Source organism: Novisyntrophococcus fermenticellae, assembly GCF_018866245.1.
In the GTDB taxonomy this organism is placed as follows: domain Bacteria; phylum Bacillota; class Clostridia; order Lachnospirales; family Lachnospiraceae; genus Novisyntrophococcus; species Novisyntrophococcus fermenticellae.
The window spans coordinates 253,021-277,936 of sequence record NZ_CP076458.1 but is presented as its reverse complement, the minus strand read 5'-3'; the positions used below and the strand labels follow the sequence as shown (position 1 = coordinate 277,936).

The 24,916-nt window shown below is 44.6% G+C and carries 25 protein-coding genes, 1 tRNA gene and 1 riboswitch; of the genes, 12 read left to right on the top strand and 14 right to left on the bottom strand.

The genetic code is table 11. The features are described 5' to 3' along the window. Positions 1–79: 79 nt before the first annotated feature. The 5 genes from KNL20_RS16410 (at position 80) to KNL20_RS01250 (ending at position 4,010) form a co-directional block, all read left to right on the top strand. Positions 80–211 (top strand): DUF4346 domain-containing protein, encoded by a 132-nt coding sequence (locus KNL20_RS16410; RefSeq protein WP_456299667.1) that lies wholly within the window; start codon positions 80–82, stop codon positions 209–211. Positions 212–375: 164 nt separating this feature from the next. Further along, positions 376–465, top strand: a riboswitch (cyclic di-GMP riboswitch). 409 nt (positions 466–874) lie between these two features. Further along, positions 875–1,294: a sigma-70 RNA polymerase sigma factor region 4 domain-containing protein gene (locus KNL20_RS01265; RefSeq protein ID WP_230398888.1), complete on the top strand. Its 420-nt coding sequence runs from the start codon at positions 875–877 to the stop codon at positions 1,292–1,294. A 720-nt stretch (positions 1,295–2,014) separates the two neighbouring features. Then, entirely contained in the window at positions 2,015–2,383 is a 369-nt protein-coding gene (locus KNL20_RS01260) for a type II toxin-antitoxin system PemK/MazF family toxin (RefSeq protein WP_230398887.1), read from the top strand. 13 nt (positions 2,384–2,396) lie between these two features. Further along, the gene (locus KNL20_RS01255; RefSeq protein WP_230398886.1) at positions 2,397–2,615 is read left to right on the top strand and encodes a helix-turn-helix domain-containing protein; all 219 of its coding nucleotides are present in this window, start codon (positions 2,397–2,399) and stop codon (positions 2,613–2,615) included. Between the two features lie 147 nt (positions 2,616–2,762). After that, positions 2,763–4,010, top strand: a complete 1,248-nt coding sequence (locus KNL20_RS01250; protein WP_230398885.1) for a tyrosine-type recombinase/integrase — start codon at positions 2,763–2,765, stop codon at positions 4,008–4,010. 160 nt (positions 4,011–4,170) lie between these two features. Here the strand turns inward: KNL20_RS01250 and KNL20_RS01245 are convergent. Continuing rightward, positions 4,171–4,259 (bottom strand) — tRNA-Ser (locus KNL20_RS01245). A 541-nt stretch (positions 4,260–4,800) separates the two neighbouring features. Here KNL20_RS01245 and KNL20_RS01240 point away from each other — a divergent pair. Genes KNL20_RS01240 through KNL20_RS01230 form a run of 3 tightly spaced genes read left to right on the top strand, consistent with a single transcriptional unit; the run spans position 4,801 to position 6,756 of the window. Next, entirely contained in the window at positions 4,801–5,175 is a 375-nt protein-coding gene (locus KNL20_RS01240; protein WP_230400020.1) for a GntR family transcriptional regulator, read from the top strand. 50 nt (positions 5,176–5,225) lie between these two features. Next, complete coding sequence (locus tag KNL20_RS01235) at positions 5,226–6,089, top strand: ABC transporter ATP-binding protein (protein ID WP_230398884.1); 864 nt, start codon at positions 5,226–5,228, stop codon at positions 6,087–6,089. After that, complete coding sequence (locus tag KNL20_RS01230) at positions 6,082–6,756, top strand: ABC-2 transporter permease (protein ID WP_230398883.1); 675 nt, start codon at positions 6,082–6,084, stop codon at positions 6,754–6,756. Before KNL20_RS01235 ends, KNL20_RS01230 begins: the two co-directional genes overlap by 8 nt. A 17-nt stretch (positions 6,757–6,773) precedes the next feature. On the opposite strand, the gene tadA is transcribed toward KNL20_RS01230, so the two are convergent. Continuing rightward, complete coding sequence (gene tadA / locus KNL20_RS01225; protein ID WP_268966526.1) at positions 6,774–7,298, bottom strand: tRNA adenosine(34) deaminase TadA; 525 nt, start codon at positions 7,296–7,298, stop codon at positions 6,774–6,776. A gap of 84 nt (positions 7,299–7,382) precedes the next feature. Between tadA and KNL20_RS01220 the strand changes: the two genes are divergently transcribed. Then, a complete protein-coding gene (locus KNL20_RS01220) occupies positions 7,383–8,669 on the top strand; it encodes a DUF6128 domain-containing protein (RefSeq protein WP_230398882.1) in 1,287 nt (428 codons plus the stop codon). 99 nt (positions 8,670–8,768) lie between these two features. On the opposite strand, the gene KNL20_RS01215 is transcribed toward KNL20_RS01220, so the two are convergent. From KNL20_RS01215 to thyA, 3 genes are read right to left on the bottom strand one after another with little or no spacing between them, the layout of a single operon-like run. After that, on the bottom strand, positions 8,769–9,179 hold the full coding sequence (locus tag KNL20_RS01215) for a GtrA family protein (RefSeq protein WP_230398881.1): 411 nt from the start codon (positions 9,177–9,179) through the stop codon (positions 8,769–8,771). 1 nt (position 9,180) lies between these two features. Then, positions 9,181–9,675 (bottom strand): dihydrofolate reductase, encoded by a 495-nt coding sequence (locus KNL20_RS01210; RefSeq protein ID WP_230398880.1) that lies wholly within the window; start codon positions 9,673–9,675, stop codon positions 9,181–9,183. Positions 9,676–9,699: 24 nt separating this feature from the next. Further along, positions 9,700–10,548 (bottom strand): thymidylate synthase, encoded by an 849-nt coding sequence (gene thyA, locus KNL20_RS01205; protein ID WP_230398879.1) that lies wholly within the window; start codon positions 10,546–10,548, stop codon positions 9,700–9,702. A gap of 164 nt (positions 10,549–10,712) precedes the next feature. On the opposite strand from thyA, the gene KNL20_RS01200 reads away from it, so the two are divergent. Then, positions 10,713–11,207, top strand: a complete 495-nt coding sequence (locus KNL20_RS01200; RefSeq protein ID WP_230398878.1) for a VanZ family protein — start codon at positions 10,713–10,715, stop codon at positions 11,205–11,207. On the opposite strand, the gene KNL20_RS01195 is transcribed toward KNL20_RS01200, so the two are convergent. Both KNL20_RS01195 and KNL20_RS01190 read right to left on the bottom strand, forming a co-directional pair. Next, positions 11,204–12,925, bottom strand: coding sequence for an ABC transporter ATP-binding protein (locus KNL20_RS01195; protein ID WP_230400018.1), 1,722 nt, complete (start codon positions 12,923–12,925; stop codon positions 11,204–11,206). The two genes, KNL20_RS01200 and KNL20_RS01195, sit on opposite strands and share 4 nt — an antisense overlap. A gap of 26 nt (positions 12,926–12,951) precedes the next feature. Next, complete coding sequence (locus KNL20_RS01190; protein WP_230398877.1) at positions 12,952–14,688, bottom strand: ABC transporter ATP-binding protein; 1,737 nt, start codon at positions 14,686–14,688, stop codon at positions 12,952–12,954. A gap of 178 nt (positions 14,689–14,866) precedes the next feature. On the opposite strand from KNL20_RS01190, the gene proC reads away from it, so the two are divergent. Both proC and KNL20_RS01180 read left to right on the top strand, forming a co-directional pair. Beyond that, positions 14,867–15,676 (top strand): pyrroline-5-carboxylate reductase, encoded by an 810-nt coding sequence (gene proC / locus KNL20_RS01185; protein ID WP_230398876.1) that lies wholly within the window; start codon positions 14,867–14,869, stop codon positions 15,674–15,676. Between the two features lie 86 nt (positions 15,677–15,762). Further along, a complete protein-coding gene (locus tag KNL20_RS01180) occupies positions 15,763–16,062 on the top strand; it encodes an aminotransferase class I/II-fold pyridoxal phosphate-dependent enzyme (protein WP_230398875.1) in 300 nt (99 codons plus the stop codon). 57 nt (positions 16,063–16,119) lie between these two features. Here KNL20_RS01180 and KNL20_RS01175 read toward each other — a convergent pair whose 3' ends face one another. From KNL20_RS01175 to pstB, 7 genes are all read right to left on the bottom strand, one after another. Then, complete coding sequence (locus tag KNL20_RS01175) at positions 16,120–18,384, bottom strand: glycogen/starch/alpha-glucan phosphorylase (protein WP_230398874.1); 2,265 nt, start codon at positions 18,382–18,384, stop codon at positions 16,120–16,122. A gap of 18 nt (positions 18,385–18,402) precedes the next feature. Further along, positions 18,403–19,467 (bottom strand): LacI family DNA-binding transcriptional regulator, encoded by a 1,065-nt coding sequence (locus KNL20_RS01170; RefSeq protein WP_230398873.1) that lies wholly within the window; start codon positions 19,465–19,467, stop codon positions 18,403–18,405. Beyond that, the gene (gene malQ, locus KNL20_RS01165) at positions 19,468–20,949 is read right to left on the bottom strand and encodes a 4-alpha-glucanotransferase (protein WP_230398872.1); all 1,482 of its coding nucleotides are present in this window, start codon (positions 20,947–20,949) and stop codon (positions 19,468–19,470) included. A 163-nt stretch (positions 20,950–21,112) separates the two neighbouring features. Then, on the bottom strand, positions 21,113–22,774 hold the full coding sequence (locus tag KNL20_RS01160) for a sensor histidine kinase (protein ID WP_230398871.1): 1,662 nt from the start codon (positions 22,772–22,774) through the stop codon (positions 21,113–21,115). A gap of 2 nt (positions 22,775–22,776) precedes the next feature. Further along, on the bottom strand, positions 22,777–23,445 hold the full coding sequence (locus tag KNL20_RS01155; protein ID WP_230398870.1) for a winged helix-turn-helix domain-containing protein: 669 nt from the start codon (positions 23,443–23,445) through the stop codon (positions 22,777–22,779). 12 nt (positions 23,446–23,457) lie between these two features. Next, positions 23,458–24,108, bottom strand: coding sequence for a phosphate signaling complex protein PhoU (gene phoU / locus KNL20_RS01150; protein ID WP_230398869.1), 651 nt, complete (start codon positions 24,106–24,108; stop codon positions 23,458–23,460). Positions 24,109–24,158: 50 nt separating this feature from the next. Further along, positions 24,159–24,911 (bottom strand): phosphate ABC transporter ATP-binding protein PstB, encoded by a 753-nt coding sequence (gene pstB, locus KNL20_RS01145; RefSeq protein WP_230398868.1) that lies wholly within the window; start codon positions 24,909–24,911, stop codon positions 24,159–24,161. Positions 24,912–24,916 lie beyond the last annotated feature (5 nt).

The window sequence follows — 24,916 nt, the reverse complement described above, 5'->3', positions numbered from 1 at the left end:
GCATAGATAATCGTTCAGACAAATTGGCTTTAAGGGGGCGCAATACTTGGTTTTGCAAAGTTGATTCGCTTATCAACGAATTAGAGGAGAAAGCGCCGAAGATATTGCAAATACAGTTATCAAGCGTGGATTACTTTCCCGTCTTGACCATGCCGCCTATCTTGGCAGGGAGCCTGCTAAAGCGGAAATGGTCTTAAATCAAGGTGGATAAACATACTAAAGGCAATTTCGTCATTATTGGATGGCGAGCAAATGACTGATGTTCTTTCTAATAATATCAAATGAAGTAGACGAAAACGGCGCAAGAAGGAGAAGTTAGCCGTAGCCGCATCAATCTATAAGTAAGGATCGTGAGTATTAATAAAAATAGAATATCAAAGCCAAGGGCAAACCCACTAAAAGGTGGGGACGCAAAGCTATAGGGTCTAAGGTGTATTACTGCACTACGATAGCCTGGTTGCCAAAAGCTATGCGGAGCCTGCCCTCGTTTCAGAGGGCAGGCTCTTATTTATGTCTGTCGGTTTTTGACGGATAAACAGGATATCGGGATACCGGCTTTCGCCATGCTTCGGCGAGAGGAGTATCCTATGAGATTTTATACTTATAAGAGGTGGAAATAGAGCAGACAAAGCTCGTACATATTATTTACCACCTAAACAATTTTATATTATAATTTTGAAAAAGTCAGCATTTCGCCATGGGCGCAGTGCTGACTTTTTTCTTTCGACAAGAAAACCTACACACCATATTTTACAATATTAGGTAAAATATGGTGTGCTTCTAATGCAAACAGGTTAATTCCACGCTGCCGTTCCCCTCCGTTTCTGACATTTTGATTCACCATCAAAATTTCAGAAAATGGAGGACAAGCCATATGGCAGAAAAGAAAGAGTATCGAATCAAGGTGCAGGGACAGCTTGTTCCCGTCACCGAAGAAGTCTATGTTACCTATCACCGCATGAAGCGCCGGGAAACCTATCTGGAGGAAAGAGATACCGCAAACGGCGTTTTTCATTACAGTGCCATGGATACGGGCGAAACCACAGGCGAGGATGGGATTCCAGACCTTACTTCTCCACGCGTAGAGGATTTGGTTGTGGACAAGCTCATAGCGGAAAAGCTCCAACAATGCCTTGCCCAACTTTCCAAGGAAGAACAGGAACTGATTTACGCCCTGTTTTTCAGGGGAATCAGTGAGCGCCAGTGGAGCTCAGAAACGGGTCTTCACTATATGACCATCCATGATCGTAAGATCAAAATTCTTGGCAAACTAAAAAAAATGATAGAAAAGTAAAATTTTTTCCGTGCAACCCCCTCACGAAATCGGCTTAGTAGTGAGGGGGTTTTTATTCACCCTCATGGCTCTTTGAAAATTTCATATCCGACGACCTGAATACGTTAGCTGACGGACCCCAAAAGGGAAAGCGACCCCGGAGGATGCGCCAAGACCACCTGTAGGACGGCGATGAGAACATGAAATCAACCATATTAATTTTATTCTGTTTATGGTTTCTCATTTTCCAGCCTATCAAAGACGGCCAAATAAGGTGCAGAGCGGTACCCATCCGTCCGAAAAGCAGGCTGTGGCAGCCTGCTTCGCAATGACCCCGTCAGCCTATATTGATACTTCTGTCCAGTCACAGCCCCCCTGAACGGGGGATCACGCAATGAGGGCAGCCAGCGGAGATCCCGGTGGAGGTGAGATTCCTATGATGCGGTATACCATGCTTGCATGGCATTAGCCAGCCGCAGTTCAGGCCGTCGCCTTTGTTGTGCAAAGCACCATGCTCTGCACAGAGTGCTTGGGGAGTAGTGTCGAATTAAGCACAGCGAGAAAAATCTTAATGTCAGAAGCCATGAGAACCTCACGCCATCAGGGATAGGCGGTCCCATATTGCGAAGCAACAAGGTTCTCTCAGCCGTCAAAATCTTTGATTTTGCAAACGGCGTGAGGTTCTTATTTTTGTGACATTAAGAAAAACCAAAGGAATTACAAACCAAGGAGGTGCAAAATTTGAACACGATAAAGAAAGGCATCAGCCGCGGCGATATTTTTTATGCCGACTTAAGCCCCGTTGTGGGCTGTGAGCAAGGGGGCATCCGTCCCGTACTTATCCTGCAAAACGACATCGGCAACCGCTACAGCCCTACCACCATCGTCTGTGCCATCACCGGCAAACCGAAAAAGCCTTTGCCCACCCATTCAGCCATTGCCGGAGTAGGCAGACTGTCCATAGAATCCTTTGCCCTTTTAGAACAGATACGTACCATTGATAGGGCTCGGCTCAGAGAAAAGGTTGGAAATCTTTCCGACCATGACATGAAGAAAATAAATCAGGCACTTTCTATCAGCGTCGGACTTAGTCCGGCATTTTTTTCATGAAGGGAGAATTTTTATGAGCAACAAAACAATGATGTTTGAAAAATACCCTGATGTAGTCGAGGTAAATCAATTGCGAGAAATGCTTGGCGGTATCAGCCGGAAGCTGGCTTATAAACTGCTTTCGGAAAAAGAGATACATAGTGTTCGCGTTGGACGAACCTATAAGATTCCCAAAGTGTGCATTATGGAATATTTGCTGGGCGAAGAAATGTGCCACATCAAGATTTTTTGATGTGGTTTTTGCTTACTATTGGACATGAACCGTAGAAAAATCCGTTGGATTGCTTCCGCGTAAAACAGTAGCTATCCCATGCTTTCTGTGGTATTGTGGTGTTGTCAATGGTAGGCAAATACGCTGTTATTTCAAAGGAGGGTAACAATGATAGCAGGCTGTCTACAGCAAAAAAACAATACTTACTATGCCGTTCTATACATCAAGGTGGACGGCAAAAGAAAAACCAAATGGGTTCCTACCGGACTTCCGGTGGAAGGAACCAGTGACAGAAAAGCAAAAAAAGCCTTTGACCAGATCCGGTTGGAATACGAACAGGAGCAGGAAGAAAAAGAGCGTCGGGATGCCGAGGAACGAGCCAGAGAACTAATTGAGGGCAAACGGAATCCCCAAGCAGAGGTACTGTTTACCGACTACCTTCAGAAATGGCTGATACAGGCAAAGCCCACGATAGCCAAAACAACATTTAAGGGCTATCAAACGATGCTGGACGGACGGATCAGCCGGTACTTTACTGAACTGAACATTACCTTGGCGGAGGTTACTCCACAGCACATCCAGGACTTTCATCAATCAATCTTTGATGAAGGACACACACCCAATACAGTAATTCATTATCACGCTGTCCTTCGCAGAGCATTGCAGAATGCTGTAAAAAAAGGAATCATAGGTAGCAACCCTGCTGACCGGGTAGACCGACCCAAAAAGAATGTATATCAGGCTCAGTTTTATTCCGCAGAGGAAATGATGGCTCTGTTTGATGCGGTATCAGATGATCCATTGGAGATTTGTGTGAAGTTGGCAGCTTACTATGGCTTGCGCCGAAGCGAAGTCTTGGGATTAAAGTGGGATGCGATTAACCTTGAGCAAAAGACTATCTCCATTAAGCACAAGGTGATTGAGGACACGGTAGACGGCAAATCCATAGCGGTCGGTGAGGATGTACTGAAAACCAAATCCAGCTTCCGCACCCTTCCGTTACTGCCATCGGTGGAAAAGCTACTGCTTGCAGAAAAAGAAAAGCAGGAAAAGTACCGAAAGTTATTCAAGCGCTCTTACTGCCGAGATTATCTCGACTACATCTGCCTCGACCAAACAGGGAAGCTCATGCGCCCTAATTATGTGACGGATCACTTTAGCTGGGTGCTTGAAAAAGCAGACCTCAAAAAAATCCGATTCCACGATTTAAGACATTCCTGTGCCAGCTTACTGCTCGCAAATGGGATATCCATGAAGCAAATCCAGATATGGCTGGGGCACAGCACCTTTTCCACGACAGCAGACATTTACTCTCATCTGGACTTCCACGCACAGATTGAATCCGGTTTGGTCATGGATGGAATGTTTGAAAGAAACCGAGTGGCGAAACCTACTGGACTTGCAGCGGCCAACTGATTTTCTACGGACTGCTTTATAAGAACACGGTAAAGCCTTATACGATGAGGTTTCAAGCATATCCGTTTTCTACAGAAACAGAAAAACGCCCCCAAAAGGGAGCGTAGAAATTCAGGAAAAAGGAAGAGCCTGCTGCGGACATTGACCGCAAACAGGCTCATGGCGGAGACGGTGAGATTCGAACTCACGTGCCCGTGAGGACAACCTGATTTCGAGTCAGGCTCGTTATGACCACTTCGATACGTCTCCATATTCTATTTTAACACACAAAGCCTTTCGTAGAAGTCAAGGCAAAGTGTAGAAAAACCGTAGAAATCGGTAAAACACTAAATTTTCAAAATCCCGCAAACCCGCATAAACACAAGGATTTATGGCATTTTCAAGGCAATTGACCGAGTGGATTTCGAGTCAGGCTCGTTATGACCACTTCGATACGTCTCCATATTCTATTTTAACACACAAAGCCTTTCGTAGAAGTCAAGGCAAAGTGTAGAAAAACCGTAGAAATCGGTAAAACACTAAATTTTCAAAATCCCGCAAACCCGCATAAACACAAGGATTTATGGCATTTTCAAGGCAATTGACCGAGTGGATTTCGAGTGCGGCTCGTTATGGCCACTTCGATACTTCTCCATTTAATAATTATTCGGCCTGGACATTCCAGACACATACCTAATTATAAGCTTTTTTCAATTTACAGTCAATCCCAAATTTTTCTTCATTTTCCTCTTGACAAATCTCTTCGGGTGTTTATACTGTATATATGTGTATATAGAATGGTGGTGATAATATAAAGCTCATTGTATCAAACCGCTCGGGAATTCCAATCTACGAGCAGATAAAATCACAAATTAAGGAAGCAATTTTTTCCGGTGAACTTCAGGAGGATGACCTGCTTCCCTCAATCCGGCAGCTTGCTAAGGATTTGAAAATCAGTGTCATTACAACAACACGTGCATACAACGATCTTGAGGCAGAAGGATTTATTATCAGTGTTCAGGGTAAAGGGTGCTATGTTTTACCTCAAAATAAGGAAATGACACGGGAAAATACCTTACGGAAAGTAGAAGCCGGTTTAACGGATGCCATTGTTGCTGCAAAAGCCGGTGAGATAACAAAAGATGAAGTTTTTGAAATTCTGAATGTTTTGTATGAGCAGAATTAATGTAACAAATCAAGTTGAAGGAATTTTTGGAAGAAAGCTGGTGGGAAGTTATGGATAATATTTTAGAAGTCTGCAATCTCAGCAAGAGTTATGACTCCTTTGCACTGAAAGATGTGTCCTTTCAAGTACCTGCAGGATACATTATGGGATTTGTAGGGCCTAATGGGGCAGGTAAAACTACAACCATAAAATCTATTCTCAATATGATAAATTATCAATCCGGAGAAGTAAAATTGTTGGGAGCAGACAGCAGTAAAAGAACCGATCTGGTTAATGAGCAGATTGGAATCGTCATGGATGCTCCTTTCTACGTGGAGGATTGGACTGCCTCTGATGTGGAGGCGGCAGTATCCCCTTTCTACACACGTTGGAATGCTGAAAAATACAAGGAATTACTGGAGCGCTTCTCCATCAACCACAGAAAAAAACTGAAGGAGCTTTCACGTGGTATGAAAGTCAAGCTGATGATGGCCGTGGCACTCTCCCACGAAGCCCGGCTGCTGATCCTCGATGAGCCGACAAGTGGACTGGATCCCGTGGCACGTGATGAGCTTTGTGATTTACTCAGTGAATTTGTGACGGATGAAAATAAAAGCGTCCTCTTCTCAACACATATAACAACAGATCTTGAGAAAATTGCGGATTACATTACCTTTATACTGGGTGGTAAAATCATCTATACGGGTACAAAAGAGAACCTTCTGGAGAAATATGTTTTGATAAAGGGCGGCCCCCGGGAGATAAGCACAGAGCAGAAGAGCCTGTTTATCGGGCTGCGGGAGCACAGCACAGGATTTGAAGGAATGACAGAGAGAACCAACCTGAAAAAACTTCCGAAAAGTCTCTTAACTGAGCCGGTCACGTTGGATGAAATTATCGTTTATATGAATAAGGGGGCAAAGGTATATGAATAGGACGCTTGCATTCATTCATCTGGATTATATTACAATTAAGCCATATCTCACGAAAAAGAATTTACTGATATTTGCAGCCGTTGCTCTGATTATGCTTTTCAGCTCGGACTCCAGCGCTTCTGCGATTGGCATACTTATGTTCTATGCATCCATATACGCCGGTTATCCCTTTGCCGTTGGAGAAAAATCCGGTATTGATTCCTTGTATACAGTGCTCTCCATCGAGCGGAAAACAGTTGTTTCAGGCAGATATCTGTTCACTCTGCTTCTCAACATGTGCTTTGGTCTGCTGGCTTATGTCTTTTCTTTTCTGGCATCACTGTTGCTGCAAAAAGAATTTAATTCAAGGGAATCTCTCATGGTTACAATTGTTATATTTCTGGTTTACAGCATCATACAATCTATACAGCTTCCAATTTATTTTAAACTCGGATACACAAAAGCCAAATTTATCGCCTATTTGCCATTTATCGGTTTGTTTTTACTGGTCATGGGAGTTGGAAGTCTCATGAAAAGCTTTAAACTGCAAAAGCAGGCTGATTATCTCTTCGCATGGTTTTCAGGTACTCCGGCATTAAGTGCCTTTTTCGTCATTGCTTTGTGGCTGATAATTTTCGGAATTTCTTACTCTATATCACTTGCATTTTATAAAAAGAGGGATTTCTGACAAGCAGTATGAAGAATTTATTCCGGGGACTTATCTGATTCTGAGATAAGTCCCTGCGCTTCTTCTCTCTTCTTCAGTTTTTCCGCTTTCTTCTGCCCCCTCAATCTGTGGAAAAAAGTACGCATCATCTTACTGCACTCCTCTTCTAATATTCCCTGTGTGATTTTCACCTGATGATTAAAGGCTGGCACATCCAGCAGATTTAAGATTGACCCGGCGCATCCCGCTTTCGGATTCATGCATCCAATCACGACCTCATCGATACGGGACTGAACGATGGCACCTGCGCACATCTGACAAGGCTCCAGTGTCACATACATGGTACAGCCTTCGAGTCTCCAGTCCCCCATCTTTTTACTGGCCTTTCGGATCGCACTCATCTCGGCATGGGCCAGGGTGTTCTTATCCGTATTTCGGCGGTTATATCCCCGTGCAATGATTCGCTCTTCATAGACAATCACACAGCCAATCGGTACTTCCATTAATTTTTCTGCTTTTCTTGCCTGTCTGATAGCTTCTTTCATATAATATTCTTTATCCAATTCAAAAAAACTCCTTGTACGAAATCATAATCTTTATTATTTGTGCATATTCTTGCAGTAAGAAGTTTCACAAAAGGACCTTTTATGTCTAATTATAAACGCTTTGTCTCCTATCTATACGAATATGTAGCCGACAAAAAGACAGACAACCGGGGCTTTGTAAGAATTGAACTGCGCTCCGGTACCTGTCGTATGCAGTTCCAGTTAAAGGTATTCTCACTTCCTGAACATACCCCTGTATTGGTCTATGGCTGCACCTACAGTGATGGCCGATTGACCGGTTATCCACTGGGGCGTATTCATGCCGGTAAAGATGGCATCAGCGGATCGTTAACCATATCTGAGCGTATACCGGGTACCACATACACGATTCTGGAATTTAACGGATTACTTCTAACGGAACCTCAGGGAAAGTTCTATTGCAGCCAATGGGATGACAATCCCATTATTCCCAGTCAATTCCAGCCACTCCCCGACAGCACAGAAGAACAACCATCCGAGACCTCAGACAATCATTCTGAAGAAACTCCGTCTCCCCAGGTGAAGACTGGTAAAGCCACCGGTTCACGGGGGGAAGCTGCTTCGAAGAAGACTGCTCTCCAGATGGAATCTGCTTCAGAAGTTCCTTCTCCACAGATGGAAATCGCTCCGGAAGAAGCTGCTCTCCAGATGGCGTCTGCTTCGGAACCTTCTTCTCCACAGATGGAAATCGCTCCGAAAGAAGCTGCTCCTCAGATGGCGTCTGCTTCAGAAGTTCCTTCTCCACAGATGGAAACTGCTCCGAAAGAAGCTGCTCTCCAGATGGCGTCTGCTTCGGGACCTTCTTCTCCACAGATGGAAACCGCTCCGGAAGAAACTGCTCCTCAGATGGCGCCTGCTTCGGAATCTTCTTCTGAAGCTTCTCATTCTGACGACGATGCGTATACAAAAGAGCAAACATCCGGGGAATATGATTATCGTGGTAAAAACGGAGCTGTCCAGGCCGCAGACTCTCTCGTTATGGATAAAACCGTATCAAATGAGTGGGCAGAAATAAAGAAAAATTACCCTCCGTGTTCTCCTTTTTACGATGATGAAATAGAGGACTGTGTCCGTATCTCTATCAGAGACTTCCCGGAATTGCGTAAATACGGATTTCCTTTAGGATGTAATCAGTTTATCCATCATGGATATCAGAACTATAATCACCTGCTGCTCGGGCGTATGAACAGCTCCAAGTCATGTGAATATGTCCTGGGGGTACCCGGTGTCTATAATTCCAACGAGCAATTTATGGCCTCTATGCATGGTTTCAACTATTTTAAACCTGCCCGCATAAAAGAAGCTCCCCGCAGCGGAAGAACCGGTTACTGGTTACGGCCAATTAAATGACATCTTTTGACTCCAATATCTGAAGTTTTGTTACCATTCAGCCATGCGCAAGGAATAGCATCTGACAGCGACATCGAGCTTATGGCTGAATAGTAACGGCTATTTTTCCAAAAAAATCTTTCTTGTAATGAAATTATATATCATAACCACTGCTGTTGCCACGATCTTACTGATCATATAAAATACATCTGCCTTGTCCACCATCAGCCACATGATCAACTGATTCAGTCCCAATCCAATGATGCTTAAAATCAGAAATATCATAAAGTTTGCGGTGCCGCTTTTCTCTTTATCTACATTAAACACCCAATGAATGCTCATGATATAATTATAGATTACAGAAATAGAAAATGAAATCCCGCTGGAAACCAGATAGTTGATACTAAATACCTCTGTCAACAGAATCATGATTCCGTAGTCAATCAAAAATGCCGTACCGCCCACAAATCCAAACCGGACAACCTGCTGTAAAAGGCTTGTTTTCTCTTTTTGCTGTGTCTGAGCCTTCAATTTATACTTCTTTCCTCTCATATTTTGTAAATCTGAATTCAATATCGAAGCACGTCTGCTCCTCACCTTCTTCTGTCATCTCCCACTCAGGAAGTTTATCCAGATTGGGAAAATACGTATCCGCCTGATATGCAACATCTATTTTCGTGACAAGGACTGTATTATAGAAAGGCAGCAGCAATTCAAAAACACTTCCGCCTCCTATACAATAGATGTTCTCGTCCTCATACTTTTTCACTTCTTCCAGAAGTTCCTCTTTGGAATGTACGATAACTGCTCCCTTTACCTTATAATTGGTATCTCTGGTTAGGACGATATTCGTCCTTCCCGCTAATGGAAGCCCATTTGGAAGGCTTTCCAGTGTTTTTCTCCCCATTACCACAACGTGTCCCATGGTTGTTTCTCTGAAAAATTTCATATCTGACGGAATGCTGGTGAGAAGCTTGTTCTCATATCCGATTCCCCAATTCTTATCTGCTGCAACAATAGCCTTCATCTGCTGCCCTCCTTTTGTTTTACGTTAGATTGCTATCGGAATATTCTTAATCTGCGGCCCTGTCGTATAATTTTCCACAATCAGATCGTCTGTAGTAAACGCATAAAAATCCTTCACATCCGGATTCAGCTTCACAGTCGGAGCATCATAGACAGGTCTCGCAATCATCTCCCGTATAATCGGAATATGCCTGTCATAGATATGGGCATCTGCAATCACGTGAAGCAGCTCTCCCACCTTCATATCGCTGACCTGGGCAATCATCATCAGAAGCAGGGAATACTGACACACATTCCAGTTATTGGCAGCCAGCACGTCATTTGACCTCTGATTCAGAACCGCATGCAACGTAAGCTTGTCGCTGTCCTTTTCCTTTGTTACATTAAATGTCATGGAATATGCACAAGGATACAGGGCCATCTCATGAAGATCCTGATGCACATATATATTTGTCATAATCCTGCGGCTGTACGGATTGTTCTTTAAGTCAAAAAGGACCCTGTCTACCTGATCCATCATCCCCTCTTTATACAAATGCTTCACACCTAACTGATATCCATAGGCCTTGCCGATCGAACCGTTCTCATCCGCCCATTCATCCCAGATATGAGAATTGAGATCCCGAATATTGTTGGATTTTTTCTGCCATATCCATAAGATCTCATCCATAGCACTTTTTAATGCCGTACGTCTCAAGGTGACTGCCGGGAACTCTTTGGAGAGATCGTAGCGGTTTACCACACCAAACCTTTTTATGGTATAGGCAGATGTTCCATCTTCCCATTTTGGCCGCACCTTTTCTCCTTCAGTGCTCACCCCATTGTCCAGAATATCCTGGCACATATCTATAAAAATCTGATCTGCATAACTCATAATAACCTCCATTCTTTCGTTACTTGAACAACACAAAACTTTTTATTAAGTATACTAGAGCCATTGTGAAAACACAATACCTCGTTACGCTTACTGGACATTTATACGGAAAAGTGCTACTCTAAAAAAATCACACGTTTATAAGACACGATAAAGGAGTACATATGAAACGCCTATTAATCACCTTATGCAAACCGCTTTCCTTTCTCCCGGCACTCTGTATGATGTATCTGATCTTCACCTTCTCTGCCCAGACAGGTGAACAGTCCTCCGCTCTCAGCCTGAAAGCTACAAGAACGATCGTTACTGTCACAAACCGTATTCTGGACCGGGGGTGGAGTGATACGGAAAAATCCGCCAAAGTCGAAGAATACCATTACTATGTGCGAAAGGCGGCCCATATGACAGAATATTGTATCCTTTCCATATCACTTGCAATTCCACTCCATGTTTACGGACTTGGCGGCTTTGGGCTATTGCTTGTTGCCGGCACTATCTGTGTCCTGTTCGCAGCCGGCGATGAATACCATCAATCCTTTATCGGAGGAAGAGGACCCTCTCCAAAGGACGTCTGTATTGACAGCATAGGCGCTTTTATCGGAATCATACTGACCCTCTTTTTCAGTTGGATTGCAAGAGGCGGAAAAAAGAGGCTTTAGTTTCCGGCAAACTGGCTCCGATATAGCTTTGCATAGAATCCGCCGCGATCCAACAAATCCTCATGTTTTCCGGTCTCAATGATCTTACCATCCTTCATCACCAGAATCACGTCGGCCTCTTTGATTGTGGAAAGCCGGTGTGCCACCACAAAGCTGGTTCTGCCCTCCATCAAGCGCTGAAAGGCCTCCTGAACCTTGATCTCCGTCCTGGTATCTATGGATGAGGTCGCCTCGTCCAGAATCAGAATCGGGGGCTTCATCAGCATCACTCTTGCGATGCAGAGCAGCTGTTTCTGACCCTGTGAAATATTCCCCCCATCTTCCGTAATAATTGTGTCATATTTCTTTGGCATACGGGAGATAAAGTTGTGGGCATGAGCCTTCCTTGCCGCCTCTTCAATCTCCTCCCTGGCTGCATCCGGTCTTCCATAAGCAATATTTTCTGCAATAGTCCCTGCCTTTAACCATGTATCCTGAAGCACCATTCCAAAATTTGCCCTCAGGGAATCCCTGGTTATGTGGTCAATCGCATGCCCGTCAATCAAAAGCTCCCCGCGGTTGATATCGTAAAAACGCATTAACAGATTGATTAACGTAGTCTTTCCACAACCCGTGGGTCCTACAATAGCAATTCTCTGTCCCGGTCTTACCGCCAGATTCATATCCTGGATTAATGGAATCTCCGGTGTATAAGAAAAATCCACATGATGAAACTCCACACTGCCCTGCCCCGGTTCCATAACTACTGCATCCCCGTCATCCGAACGGATAGGTTCTTCATCTATAAAGTCAAAAATACGTCTGGCACAGGCAAGTGCATTTTGCAGCTCCGTAACCACACCGGAGATTTCATTAAATGGTTTGGTATACTGGTTTGCATAAGCCATAAACGCGGACAGCTGTCCGACACTGATTCCACCCGATATTGCCAGGAATGCTCCATAGACACATACACCCGTATAAACCAGTCCATTGATAAAGCGGGTGCTCGGGTTCGAGAGTGCGGAGAAGAATACAGCTTTAATTCCAGATACCCGCAAGCGTTCATTGATTACCGCAAACCGTTCTTCTGCCCTGTCCTCATAAGAGAATGCTTTCACCACCTGCTGGTTTCCCACAAGTTCCTCCACAAGAGAGGTCATATCTCCCCTGGCCTCTGATAAAATCCGAAACATAGAGTACGTCCTTTTGGCAATAAATCCTGCCACAAAGAATGATAATGGTGTGATGCAGACTACAAGCAGTGTAATTCCAGGATGTATCGTCAGCATAAATCCCAGCGTTCCTATAATTGTCAGCACACCGGTAAAAAACTGGGTAAATCCCATCAAGAGTCCGTCGGAAAACTGTTCTACGTCGGTTGTAATACGGCTGATTGCATCTCCTGGCTGATGACCATCAATATACCGGATGGGCAGAATCTCCATATGGTCAAATGCTTTGGTTCGAATATCCCTCACAATTTGATAGGTGATATGATTTGTTGCCAGGCTCATCAGCCACTGTGAAAGAGCCGTAATTGCAATCATAACGAGAAAAGTTACAATCAGGGTAATTAACCCCGACCCATTGACCTGACCCGGCCCTACAATCATATCAACGCCTTTTCCGATCAGAATTGGTGCATATAAAGTAGCAATCACTGTAACCAGTGCCAACAGAAGATTCAAAACAACGTAAAATCCATGTGGCCTGATTAACTGGATGACCCTCTTCATCGTATCCTTACTCTTTCCTGTTCGATTCAAAGCCCTGCTACCTCCTCTTTGGAAAACTGTGACAGACAAATTTCTCTGTACACATCACAGTTTTTAATCAATTCTTCATGGGTTCCAATACCCACCACCGCTCCATCGTCCAGTACCAATATCAAATCGGCACCCTGAACCGATGCGGCTCTCTGCGAAACGATAAACGTAGTCATTCCAATTGTCTTTTCTTTGATTGATTTGCGAAGCGCTGCGTCCGTGGCGTAATCCAGTGCAGAAGCACTGTCATCCAGTATCAGGATATCCGGCTTACGCACCAGTGCCCTGGCTATACAAAGTCTCTGACGCTGGCCCCCCGAAAAATTTCTGCCTCCGGTCGTCACAAGTTCATCCAGACCATATTCTTTCTTCTCTACAAATTCCTTTGCCTGTGCGATGGAAAGAGCCTCCCAGATCTGCTCATCTGTGGCATCTTTATTTCCCCACTGCATGTTTTCGCGAATCGTCCCATGAAAGAGAACAGACTTCTGAGGGACAATCCCAATCCGTCCCCTGAGCTCATCAAAGGAATACTTCTCCACCGGAATTCCATTGACGAGAACTTTCCCCTCGTCAACATCATAAAATCTGGGAATCAGATGAATCAACGTGGATTTTCCGGATCCTGTACCCCCTATGATTCCAATTGTATCTCCCTTTCTGACATGAAAGTCAATATCTGTCAGGGATGGCGCCTGCGCCCCGGCATAGGAAAAATCCACGTGTTCAAATCTTACTGCATCTTCCGTCTGTTCCTGCGCTCCAAGTGAGTTCTCCGGTTCTATCATGCTGGGGGACAGTTGAAAGACCTCATTAACCCTGATTGCGCTCGCCCAGGCCTTTGTAACGGTAATCACCAGACTGGCCAGTGTCAGCAATGCCAGCAGGATCTGATTCATGTAATTAATCAGCGCTATTACTTCGCCCTGCGTCAGATTTCCCTCATCTACCTGATACCCGCCTGCTATCAGGATGGCGATAATTGCCAGGTTCACCAATACATAGGTAATCGGATTCATCAAAGCGGAAATCCGGCCTGCCCTCATCTGGATATCCTTTAGTTCTTCATTTGTCTCACCGAATTTTTCCTGTTCGTCCTTTTGCCTGGAAAATGCACGTACGACACGGGCGCCTACATAATTTTCTCTCGTAAGCAGCACCACGCGATCCAACATATTCTGGACCCGTTTATAGATGGGAATCGTCAGTTTCACAATCAAAAAAATCGCCAATGAAATCAGTGGAACTGCGATCAGGAAGATCACGGCGAGCCTTGCACTGATGGAGAATGCCATAATTACAGCCCCCACTACAAGAAATGGGGATCTTAAAAATAATCTCAAAAAAAGGTTCACACCAGTCTGTACCTGGTTAACATCACTGGTAATCCTCGTAACAAGTGTTGGAATACCTGCCTTATCCAATTCTGTATAAGACAGGCTGTTAATGTGCCGATACATATCCGCTCTTAGATTTGTTCCGAAGCCATAAGCCGCTGTAGCAGCAAAATACTGAGCAATCACGGAACATACCAGTCCGATAACACCCAATGCAACCAGAAGCACACACTGCTTCCAGATATACGGATTATCTTTATTCCTGATACCGATGTCAATAATCCGCGCCGTAATTACCGGCACAAACAGTTCAAAACTTGCCTCCAGCATCTTAAACAACGGTGCTATGATACTTTCCCTGATGTGACCTTTAAGATACTTTAGTAATTCCTTCATAGATCTTTTCCTTTTCCTGTATGATATTTTGCAACAGTTCAGCCATGCAGATTTGTTACAATTTTATCCTTAGATTATTGTAACAGAATAAAAGGCCGATTGCCAGGGTATTTATCGCTTGCATTATTCAGCAAATCATTTATAATTTATCTAAAAGTCGAAAGCATGGAGGCTCAATATGAAAAAATCAATTGGTTTTATCGGAAGCGGAAATATGGGAAGTGCGATTATAGGAGGTATTATTTCCTCTCATCTGGTCTCACCCTCTGACATTACGGCAGCAGATATCTCGCCGTCTGCACTTGAGAGCCTGAGAGAGAAATTTGGAATTCATACCTCATCGGATAATCTCCACGTGGCTGCTCACTCGGATATCTTATTTTTATCTGTAAAGCCGAATATATACCCCGTTGTAATTAAAGAAATAAAAGAAAGTATAAGAGAAAACACCATCATAGTAGCAATCGCTGCAGGGCAGTCCATAGAAAAAATCGAAGCGCTTTTCGAACGGGATATTAAACTGGCAAAAGTAATGCCTAATACCCCCGCTCTGGTGGGTGCAGGAATGGCCGCCATAAGTCCTAATAAATTTCTTGATGAGGAGGAACTTACAGATGTCCTGGAAATCTTCAAGAGTCTCGGGAAGGCAGAGGTTGTTCCGGAACATCTGATGGATGTGGTGACCGGAATCAGCGGCTCCTCCCCCGCCTACGTATATATGTTCATAGAGGCTATGGCTGATGCAGCGGTTGCGGAAGGTATGCCAAGAGCTTTGGCTTATGAATTTTCTGCCCAGGCAGTCTTGGGTTCCGCTAAGATGGTACTGGATACCAACCAACATCCCGGAGCATTAAAGGACATGGTATGCTCGCCCGGCGGCACTACAATTGCAGCAGTATGTGAGTTAGAACGGAAAGGGATGAGAGATGCCGTGATTTCTGCGGTAAAAGTTTGTACGGAGAAGTCCAGAGAAATGGGACGAAGCTAAAAAGGAAGCGTCTTATAGCTGCACTCCCGGATAGTTCTTTATTGTTTTCAGAACAGGATAAGTGTAACTCTTAACCACGTAATACAATGACATTCAACAATTTCCGGTATCTGTTGAATGAGCTGGCGGAATTTCTTCTGTGCGGCATAAGACTGTTCTTTCAGAGTCACCATACAGAAGCATGTAAGATTTTTTCCCAGCTTATGGTCGTCCAGCAGTGCCTCTGGCATAAAATCTTTGATGAGTTAAAGATCAATATCTCACCGGGCCGTGTATTTGCCACAGATAAGCCAGGCTGGTTCCGTATCTGTTATGCATCTGAGCCGGCCGTCGTAGATGAAATGTGCAGAAGGCTGCGCACGCTGAAAAAGACTCCGGCAGTATAGTATCAAAAGGTCATCCTTTTTCATGCCAGCATGAAAAGGATGACCTTCCATAGGTATTTAACTCAGATGCCAGATATCCTGATTGTACTGTTCAATTGTCCGGTCAGAAGAAAAGAATCCCGCCTTTGCGATATTAACAAGCGCTTTTCTATTCCACTCCAACTGGTCTTCGTAATCTGCATATACCTTTTCCTTTGTCTTTATATATTCCCTCGTATCCAGCAGGGTCATAAACCAGTCTTTACTGATCAGCTCCTTATGCAGGCGCTTCAGGTTCTCTTCATCGCCAATTGCCTTCAGCTCATCACCGATGATAAAATCCACCAGCTCATGAATCAGTTCATCTTCTTCATAGATATCCTTTGAGCAGTAAGCTTCTTCCTCGTATAAATCTATGACATCCTGCGGACGTTTTCCGAAGATATAGATATTCTCCTCTCCCACAAGCTCTTCGATTTCCACATTCGCCCCGTCTTCCGTACCCAGGGTCACAGCGCCGTTCAGCATGAACTTCATGTTACCCGTTCCGGAGGCCTCTTTGGAGGCCAGTGAAATCTGCTCAGAGATATTGGCTGCCGGAATCACCTTTGCCGCTTTTGATACATTGTAGTTTTCAAGCATCAGCACCCGGAAGTATGGCCTGACTTCTGGGTTATGTTCAATCAGCTGCTGCAGACAGAGAATCAGATGAATAATATCCTTTGCTATTACATATGCCGGAGCCGCTTTGGCACCGAAAATAAGGGTGATTGGCGTGGCCGGCCTATTGCCCTTTTTAATGTCCAGATATTTATAAATTGCGTATAAAGCATTCATCTGCTGGCGTTTGTATTCGTGCAGACGTTTTACCTGAACGTCAAAAATAGAATGTTCATCCACCAGAATGTTCTGTGTTTCATACAGATATTCCCTGAACTCTTTTTTCTTCTGCAGTTTGATATCGGCCAGCTGATTCAGGACACGTTTCTCCTTCTGGAAATCCAGCAGCTTCTCCAGCTCCCTTGCATCCGTCTTAAATCCGCTGCCAATCAAGCTTTCCATATAGGCAGTAAGTTCCCGGTTACAGTGAAGCAGCCACCGGCGGAAGGTAATCCCATTTGTTTTATTATTAAATTTCTTTGGATATAGTTTATAAAAGTTCTTCAGTTCTGTGTTTTTTAAAATCTCCGTATGCAGTGCAGCTACCCCGTTTACGGAAAAGCCATAGTGGATATCCATATGGGCCATGTGTACGCGCTTTTTTTCATCAATAATATATGTGGTTTCATCTTTACATTTTGCCCGCACTCTGCTATCCAGTTCCCTGATGATTGGAAGCAGATGAGGTACCACCTGTTCCAGATAAGCCATCGGCCACTTTTCCAGTGCTTCAGCCAGAATCGTATGATTTGTGTAAGCACAAGTCTTACTCACAACCTCAATTGCCTCATCCATGGAGAAACCTCTTTGTATAAGCAGGCGTATTAATTCCGGAATCACCATGGAAGGATGGGTGTCGTTGATCTGTATCACCACATAATCATACAGCCTGTGAATATCATGCCCCTTCTCTTCACACTCTTTTAAAATCAACTGTGCACCATTGCTGACCATAAAATACTGCTGATAGATTCTGAGCATACGCCCTGCATCATCGGAGTCATCCGGGTAAAGAAATAATGTCAGGTTCTTCTGAATCTGGTACTTATCAAAGTCGATACTGTCTTCCGGTACGATACTTTCATCCACCGAGTCCACGTCAAATAAGTGCAGTCTGTTACATCCGGATCCATAGCCCGGCACATCGATATCATACAGTACAGACTGCATGGAGAAATTTTTAAAGGGAACCGTAAATGTAACCGGCTTGCGCATCAGCCAGCTGTCTCGTGTAATCCATGGATTTTTTGTCTCTTTCTGCTTATTGTTCACAAATTGCTGACGAAACAGGCCAAAATGGTAATTGAGCCCGATTCCGTCTCCCGGCAGGCCTAAAGTGGCTATCGAATCCAAAAAGCAGGCAGCAAGGCGTCCCAGCCCCCCATTTCCAAGAGAAGGTTCCATCTCTATCTCCTCAATTTCGCATAGCTTTAAGCCATGCCTGGCCAGTGTCTGCTCCACCTCCTCGTAGAGTCCCAGATTAATCAGATTGTTGGACAAAAGCTTACCAATCAGAAATTCCGCAGAAATATAGTAAAGCTTCTTCTTTCCTTCATTTTCAGGGAGATTGGAAGTCTCCTCTCTGGTGATAATCAGCAGTGCTGCAAAAATTTCCTCCTTTGTACAAGAATCAATATCTCTCCCAAAACGCTCAAGTAAAATATTCTGCAATCTTTCTTCCATGGATATATTCCTTTCCTGTTAAATAATGTAAGGGGCAAAAGGTATTTTGACCCTGGTATCCGTTTTTTTACACGCAGCCGTTGATTCCCGGACTAAAAGCTCACCGTCGAAAATCACGCGCTTTGGCTGCTCCTTGTTCTTAATCATCTCAAATAAAAGATCAGCCGTAGCCAGGGCGATTTTTTCCACCGGCTGCCGGATTGTTGTAATGGCCGGAATATAAAACTCTCCGGCATCCATGCCGTCAAACCCGGCCACGGAACAATCTTCCGGTACCCGGATTCCCTCTTCCTTCAACGCCCTGCAGGCGCCGATCGCCAGAGTATCCGAGGTCGCATACAGAGCAGTAAAGGCGGTATCGCGTTTCAACAACTCTTTCGTGATTTTATATCCTGACCGGAACGAGTATTGATCCACATTCTTTTCCATGTAGCAGACCAGCTTCTCATCCAAAGGAATCCCATGTTCCTCCAACGCCCTGCAATAGCCCATCAGGCGCAGTTTACCGATACTTTCATCTTCCCTGCACGCTGTAATAATTGCAATTCTCCGATGCCCTAGTCCAATCAGATAGTCAGTCATCTTATAACTTTCTGTAAAATCATCTACCGACACACTTGCGCAGTCATCTGCTTTAGCATCTGTAGAATAGATGGTGCTTAAGACATATGGAATTTCCATCTGTAACATCTTATCCCGGGGATGTGAAAAGTTTCCTCCCAGAAATACAATCCCACGCAGCTTCTTTTCTTTGGCAACTTTAAGAGCCACGTCAATCTCATCCTCCCCTTCTTCCACTCTCTGCAGGATACAGCTATAGCCCCTGTCGTGACAGGCCTTCTCAATTACACTTAGCAATTGATTGAAGAACGTATTCCCAATCCCCTTGATCAGTACTGCAATCGCCCTGGCATCTGACCGCTTCAAGTTGCGGGCACTGTTATTCGGTACATAGTTGGATTCTTTTATGACACGCAGAATCATTGCCTTCGTCTCAGGATTGATATCCGGGTGATCATTCATCGCTCTCGATACAGTACTGACGCCGACTTTACATCTTTTAGCTATATCTTTTATTGTCATTTACGCAGGCAGCCTCCCATACAGCTTTGTAATATCCTTCATCCTGTCCAATAATTTATCACCAATCTCGCCGGGGAGCAGTCTCCACTTCCAGTTTGTTCCAAGTGTGGAGGGCGTATTAATTCTGGCTTCGCTTCCCAGGCAAAGATAATCCTGTATCGGAATTACAGCGAGGTCGGCTACCGAGGCAAGAGCCAGACGGATAAAGTCCCAGGGAAGCTCCTTCCTTGCGGTTTTTGCATTGTGCATATAATGTCTTGCAAACTTCCGGTCCTCAGGAGCCATCTCTCCCAGCCACCCCAGTATTGTGTTGTTATCATGCGTCCCCGTATATACAACACAATTATGCTGGTAGTTATGGGGCAGATAGTCACTCTCTTCTCTTGAATCAAATGCAAACTGCAATACCTTCATCCCGGGATATCCTGTATCCCTTACCAGTTTTAAGACACTCCCCGTCAGATAACCCAGATCCTCTGCAATAATATCCACAGTCCCAAGCTTTTCTTTCATAGCCTGAAACAGGAACAGTCCCGGGCCTTTTTCCCACCAGCCGAACTCCGCTGTGGCATCTCCATAGGGAATTGCATAATACTCGTCAAATCCCCGGAAATGATCGACCCGCACCGTATCATAGAGTGTAAAGGAATACTTCATCCGGCGAATCCACCATTCGAATCCCGTCGCCTTATGATAATCCCAGCGATACAGCGGATTCCCCCATAGCTGTCCTGTTTTGGAAAATGCATCCGGGGGACAGCCTGCCACCGCCACAGGATTTCCCTTCTCATCAAACTGAAACAGCTCCGGATTCGCCCATGTATCCGCGCTGTCAAATGCCACGTAGATGGGGATATCTCCGATAATGCGTATTCCGTTCGCATTGGCATAAGACTTAAGCGCCCTCCATTGCTTTATAAATTCATATTGCTGAAAACGGAAGAACTGAATCTCCTCCGCCAGCTCCTCCTGCTTTTCTTTCAAAGCTCCGGCTTCTCTTTGCTTCAGCTCCTCACTCCACTGGCTCCAGCTTATCCCCCCCAGACTGTTCTTTACCGCCATATAGAGGCAGTAATCCTTCAGCCACCAGGAGTTCTCCATTACAAATGTTTCAAACTCCGTGTCCGGAGAAAACCGCCCAAACGCCTTTCTTAAGATATCAAATCTGCTGTCATATATCCTCTTATAATCAATATACCGGGGATTATCTCCAAAATCGCAAGCCTCACATTCCGTCTTTGTTAACAGGCCCTCCTCAATTAAAGTTTCCAGATCAATATAATATGGATTACCTGCATAGGTCGAGAATGACTGATAAGGGGAGTCTCCATATCCGGTGGCACCCAAAGGGAGAATCTGCCAGTTCCTCTGTCCTCCCTTTTTCAGCTGATCCACAAACGTAAAAGCCTCTTTTGAAAAACTACCAATCCCATATTTTGAAGGCAATGCCGAAATAGGGAGTAATACACCGCTTGTTCTCATAATCCGCTCCTTACTCAAATAAATTTTGCAATAGTCTGATTCCAGGAACGTTTCCGGTAACGTTTCCAATCATGTTCTAAGATTACCATATGAATCTCCTGATTTCAAGAATTATTTGTATTCAAAACAGTACAAAATAAAAAAGTGCCCAGGCACTTTTTTATCAAAAGACAAGGGAAACTGTAGTCCCTTTTCCCAATGCACTCTTCATATAAATCTTTGCATCATGCAATATGGCGCCATGCTTTACAATTGAAAGCCCCAGGCCCGTACCTCCGGTTTCCCTGGAATGGCTTTTATCCACCCGGTAAAAGCGCTCAAAGATTCTTTCCTGGTCTTCTTTAGCGATTCCTATTCCATCGTCACGTACCCGGACTTCTGCTTTTCCGGCAGAACCCGTCAGGACACAGACCTCTACAAAGCCACCCGGATGGTTATACTTGACAGCGTTGTCACAGAGATTGAAAATCATCTCATACAACACCTGACAGTTTCCTGTCACTACTGCTTTTTCTCCCCGGATTTCCATCCGTACATGCGCTTTATCGGCCTTAAGTGTCAGACGTCTCTCCACCTCTTTAGCAATTTCCAGCAGATCCACCTTCTCCATGGAAAGGGATTTCTCCTGCTCATCCAGCCGGGAAAGCTTGATGATATCCTCCACCAGTGCTGTAAGTCTGTTTGCTTCGCTGTGGATTCTCCCTGCGAATTTCCGGATGTCCCCGGGTTTCACCATACCGTTTTCGATGATTTCAGCATAGCCGGATATGGACATAAGCGGTGTTTTCAACTCGTGAGATACATTGGCCGAAAACTCTTTTCTCATCATCTCTGCTTTTTGTCTTTCCGTAATATCCAGGATCAGAATCACAACACCTGTTACTTTTGCTTCTCCCGCTCTTACCGGATTCGCCAGCAGCTGATAAGTTCTTCCCTGAATATCCATCATCAGGTCTTCGGATTCTCCTGAAAGTGCTGCCTGAAAGGCGACTCTTAGCTTTTCATTCCGGCTGACGGTAATAATATCATGGTTCACACACTCTTCCTGTGTCACATCAAACAAATTCTGTGCTGCCCGGTTCATCGATAATACTACTTTCCGGTTTGTCACAATCAGTCCGTCCTTCATATACTCTGTGATTGCCAGATATTCTTCCTGGCTCCGCTTCAGCATGGACATCTGCTCCTGTATCTGCCGGTTCTGCTGTTCGATTCTTACGAGCAGAGGGCTTAACTCTTCATACACGACGCTGTCCAGAGGGTGTTCCAGATCCAGATGATTAATCGGCTCTATCAGCCGCTTTGCCGTTCTGTTAACAAAAATCAGCGCAAGCGTACCGAACAGTGCAAGTAAGCCCAATACCAGTAAAAAACCGGACTCCATATTCTTAAACACAGTATCCATGCTTCTGGACACACGAATCACATTCCCATCCTCCAGGCGCATGGCATAGTAGTAAACCTGTTCATGAAAGGTCTTTGAAGCTCTCAAATCGCTTCCCGTACCCGTGGATATAGCTTGTCGGAACTCCGGTCTGTCCCCATGAGCCTCCATACGATCCGCAGGCTCCAGAGATTCGAACAGTACCTTGCCCTCTCCATCAATCAGTGTAAGCCGGCTTGAGGTAAGATCACCTGTCTCCGGTGTAAGATAATCCTCTCCTACCTGATCCAGTATGCTCTTAAGATTCCTGCACTCCGTGCGTACAGAATCCTTCATGTCACGTGATGTCCTGTCATATAACACTATATGCATCATCAAAAATGTAAACAATACCGCCAGAACCACCAGCAGACCTGTATGTTTAAATATCTTTCTCTTCATACTCAATCGCCCATCTTATATCCCACACCGCGTACCGTCTCAATCCGTTCACCACACGCACCTAATTTTTGGCGGAGTGTACGGATATGAACGTCTACCGTACGAGTTTCACCGTCAAAATCATATCCCCAGATGTGACTCAATATCCGGTCCCTGGATAATACAATACCTTGATTCTCCATCAGGTACTTTAACAGTTCAAACTCCTTGAACGTCAAGGCCACCTCCCGGCCTGCCGCTATTACCTGATGCTGCTTTTCCAGAAGTTTCAGTTCGCCGTTTTCCAAAATATCAAAAGGCCGCTCCCTTCCTGACCGGCGAAGAACCGCTTTTACACGCGCAATAAATTCCATCATGCCAAACGGCTTCGTGATATAATCATCGGCTCCACAGTTAAGTCCCATCACCTTATCATATTCGGCACCTTTGGCTGTCACTAAAATCACGGGAATGAATTTTGTCCGCTCAGAAGACTTTAGTTTCTCCAGTATTTTCATTCCATCATCGCCCGGAAGCATAATATCCAGCAGTATGAGCTCCGGAATTTCCTCCTCTATACTCTGATAAAGTTCTTTGCCGCCCCCAAAACCCTTTGCAGGGTAGCCACTGGATTCCAATGTATATACGATGAGTTCCCTGATATTACGTTCATCTTCCACGCAGTAAATCATAACCAGCCTTTCTTATTCGTCTTCTTCTCTGTGCTGTCCCAAAATTGAAAATTCCACCCATTCAGCAATATTTGTGGCGTGATCGCCGATACGCTCATAATATTTAGCTATCATAAGGAGGTCCAAAAGCTGTTCCCTTGTCGCAACATCGTCGGCCATACCCTGTGCCAGATGATTTCTCACATCCAGGAACAGTTGATCCACAATATCATCATCGGCAATCACCTTCTGGGCGATTTTCAGATCCTGTTTTACAAAGGAATCAATACTTTCCGTCACCATCTTCATAGTTGCCTTTGCCATCTCATTCAACCCGATTTCTTTGACAGGAGCCTTCAGATTCGAAGTCATGATAATCTCAGCAATATCAGCTGCCTGATCCCCAATCCTTTCCATATCTGTAATCATCTTAAGTGCTGCAGATACGCGGCGCAGATCACTTGCCACGGGCTGCTGCTGGAGAAGGATTTTAAGACACAGGGACTCAATTTCGCGCTCCTTATTATCGATGATGTCATCTCCTTTTATGATTTCAGAGGCAGCATTCCGGTCTTCTGCCATCAATACCTGATAGGTGCGCTCAATGACCTGTTCACACAGCGCTCCCATCTCAATCAGCAGGGTATGCAGTTCTTCCAGTTGTTTTTGAAATAACTCTCTCATAAATATGCACTCAGCCTTTCCTTTTTTATGTGCATCAGTCTGCGCTGCATTCAACCAAATCTTCCCGAAATGTAGTCCTCTGTTCTTTTGTCCCCGGGCATGGAGAATATCTGCTCCGTATCCCCATATTCAATGACTTCACCCAGCAAAAAGAAAACGGTCTTATCTGAAATTCGTGCAGCCTGCTGCATGTTATGGGTTACCATGATAATCGTATATTGCTTCTTTAATTTCTCAGCCAAATCTTCAATTTTAGAGGTGGAGATGGGATCCAGTGCAGAAGTAGGCTCATCCATCAAAAGAACATCCGGCTGTACAGCCAGTGCACGGGCAATACAAAGCCTCTGCTGTTGTCCACCTGACATTCCCAGCGCACTTTTTTTCAATCTGTCCTTTACCTCATCCCAGATAGCCGCCTGACGCAAAGAGGTTTCCACTATTTCATCCAGCTTTGCCTTGCTTTTAATCCCATGTGTCCTGGGCCCGTATGCAACATTGTCATAGATGCTCATAGGAAATGGGTTTGGTTTCTGAAATACCATGCCCACCCTTTTACGCAAAGCATTTACGTCCATCTTTTTATCATAAATATCCTCTCCGTCCAGACAGATCTTCCCTGTGATTTTACATCCACTGATTAAGTCATTCATTCGGTTCAGGGATTTCAAAAGCGTAGATTTACCGCATCCACTGGGACCGATAAACGCTGTAATTTCCTTTTCCTGCATTTTTAGACTCACATCCTTCAGGGCTTGAAAATCTCCGTAGTAAAGATTCATATTTTCAACTGTTATTTTATCCATGCTCT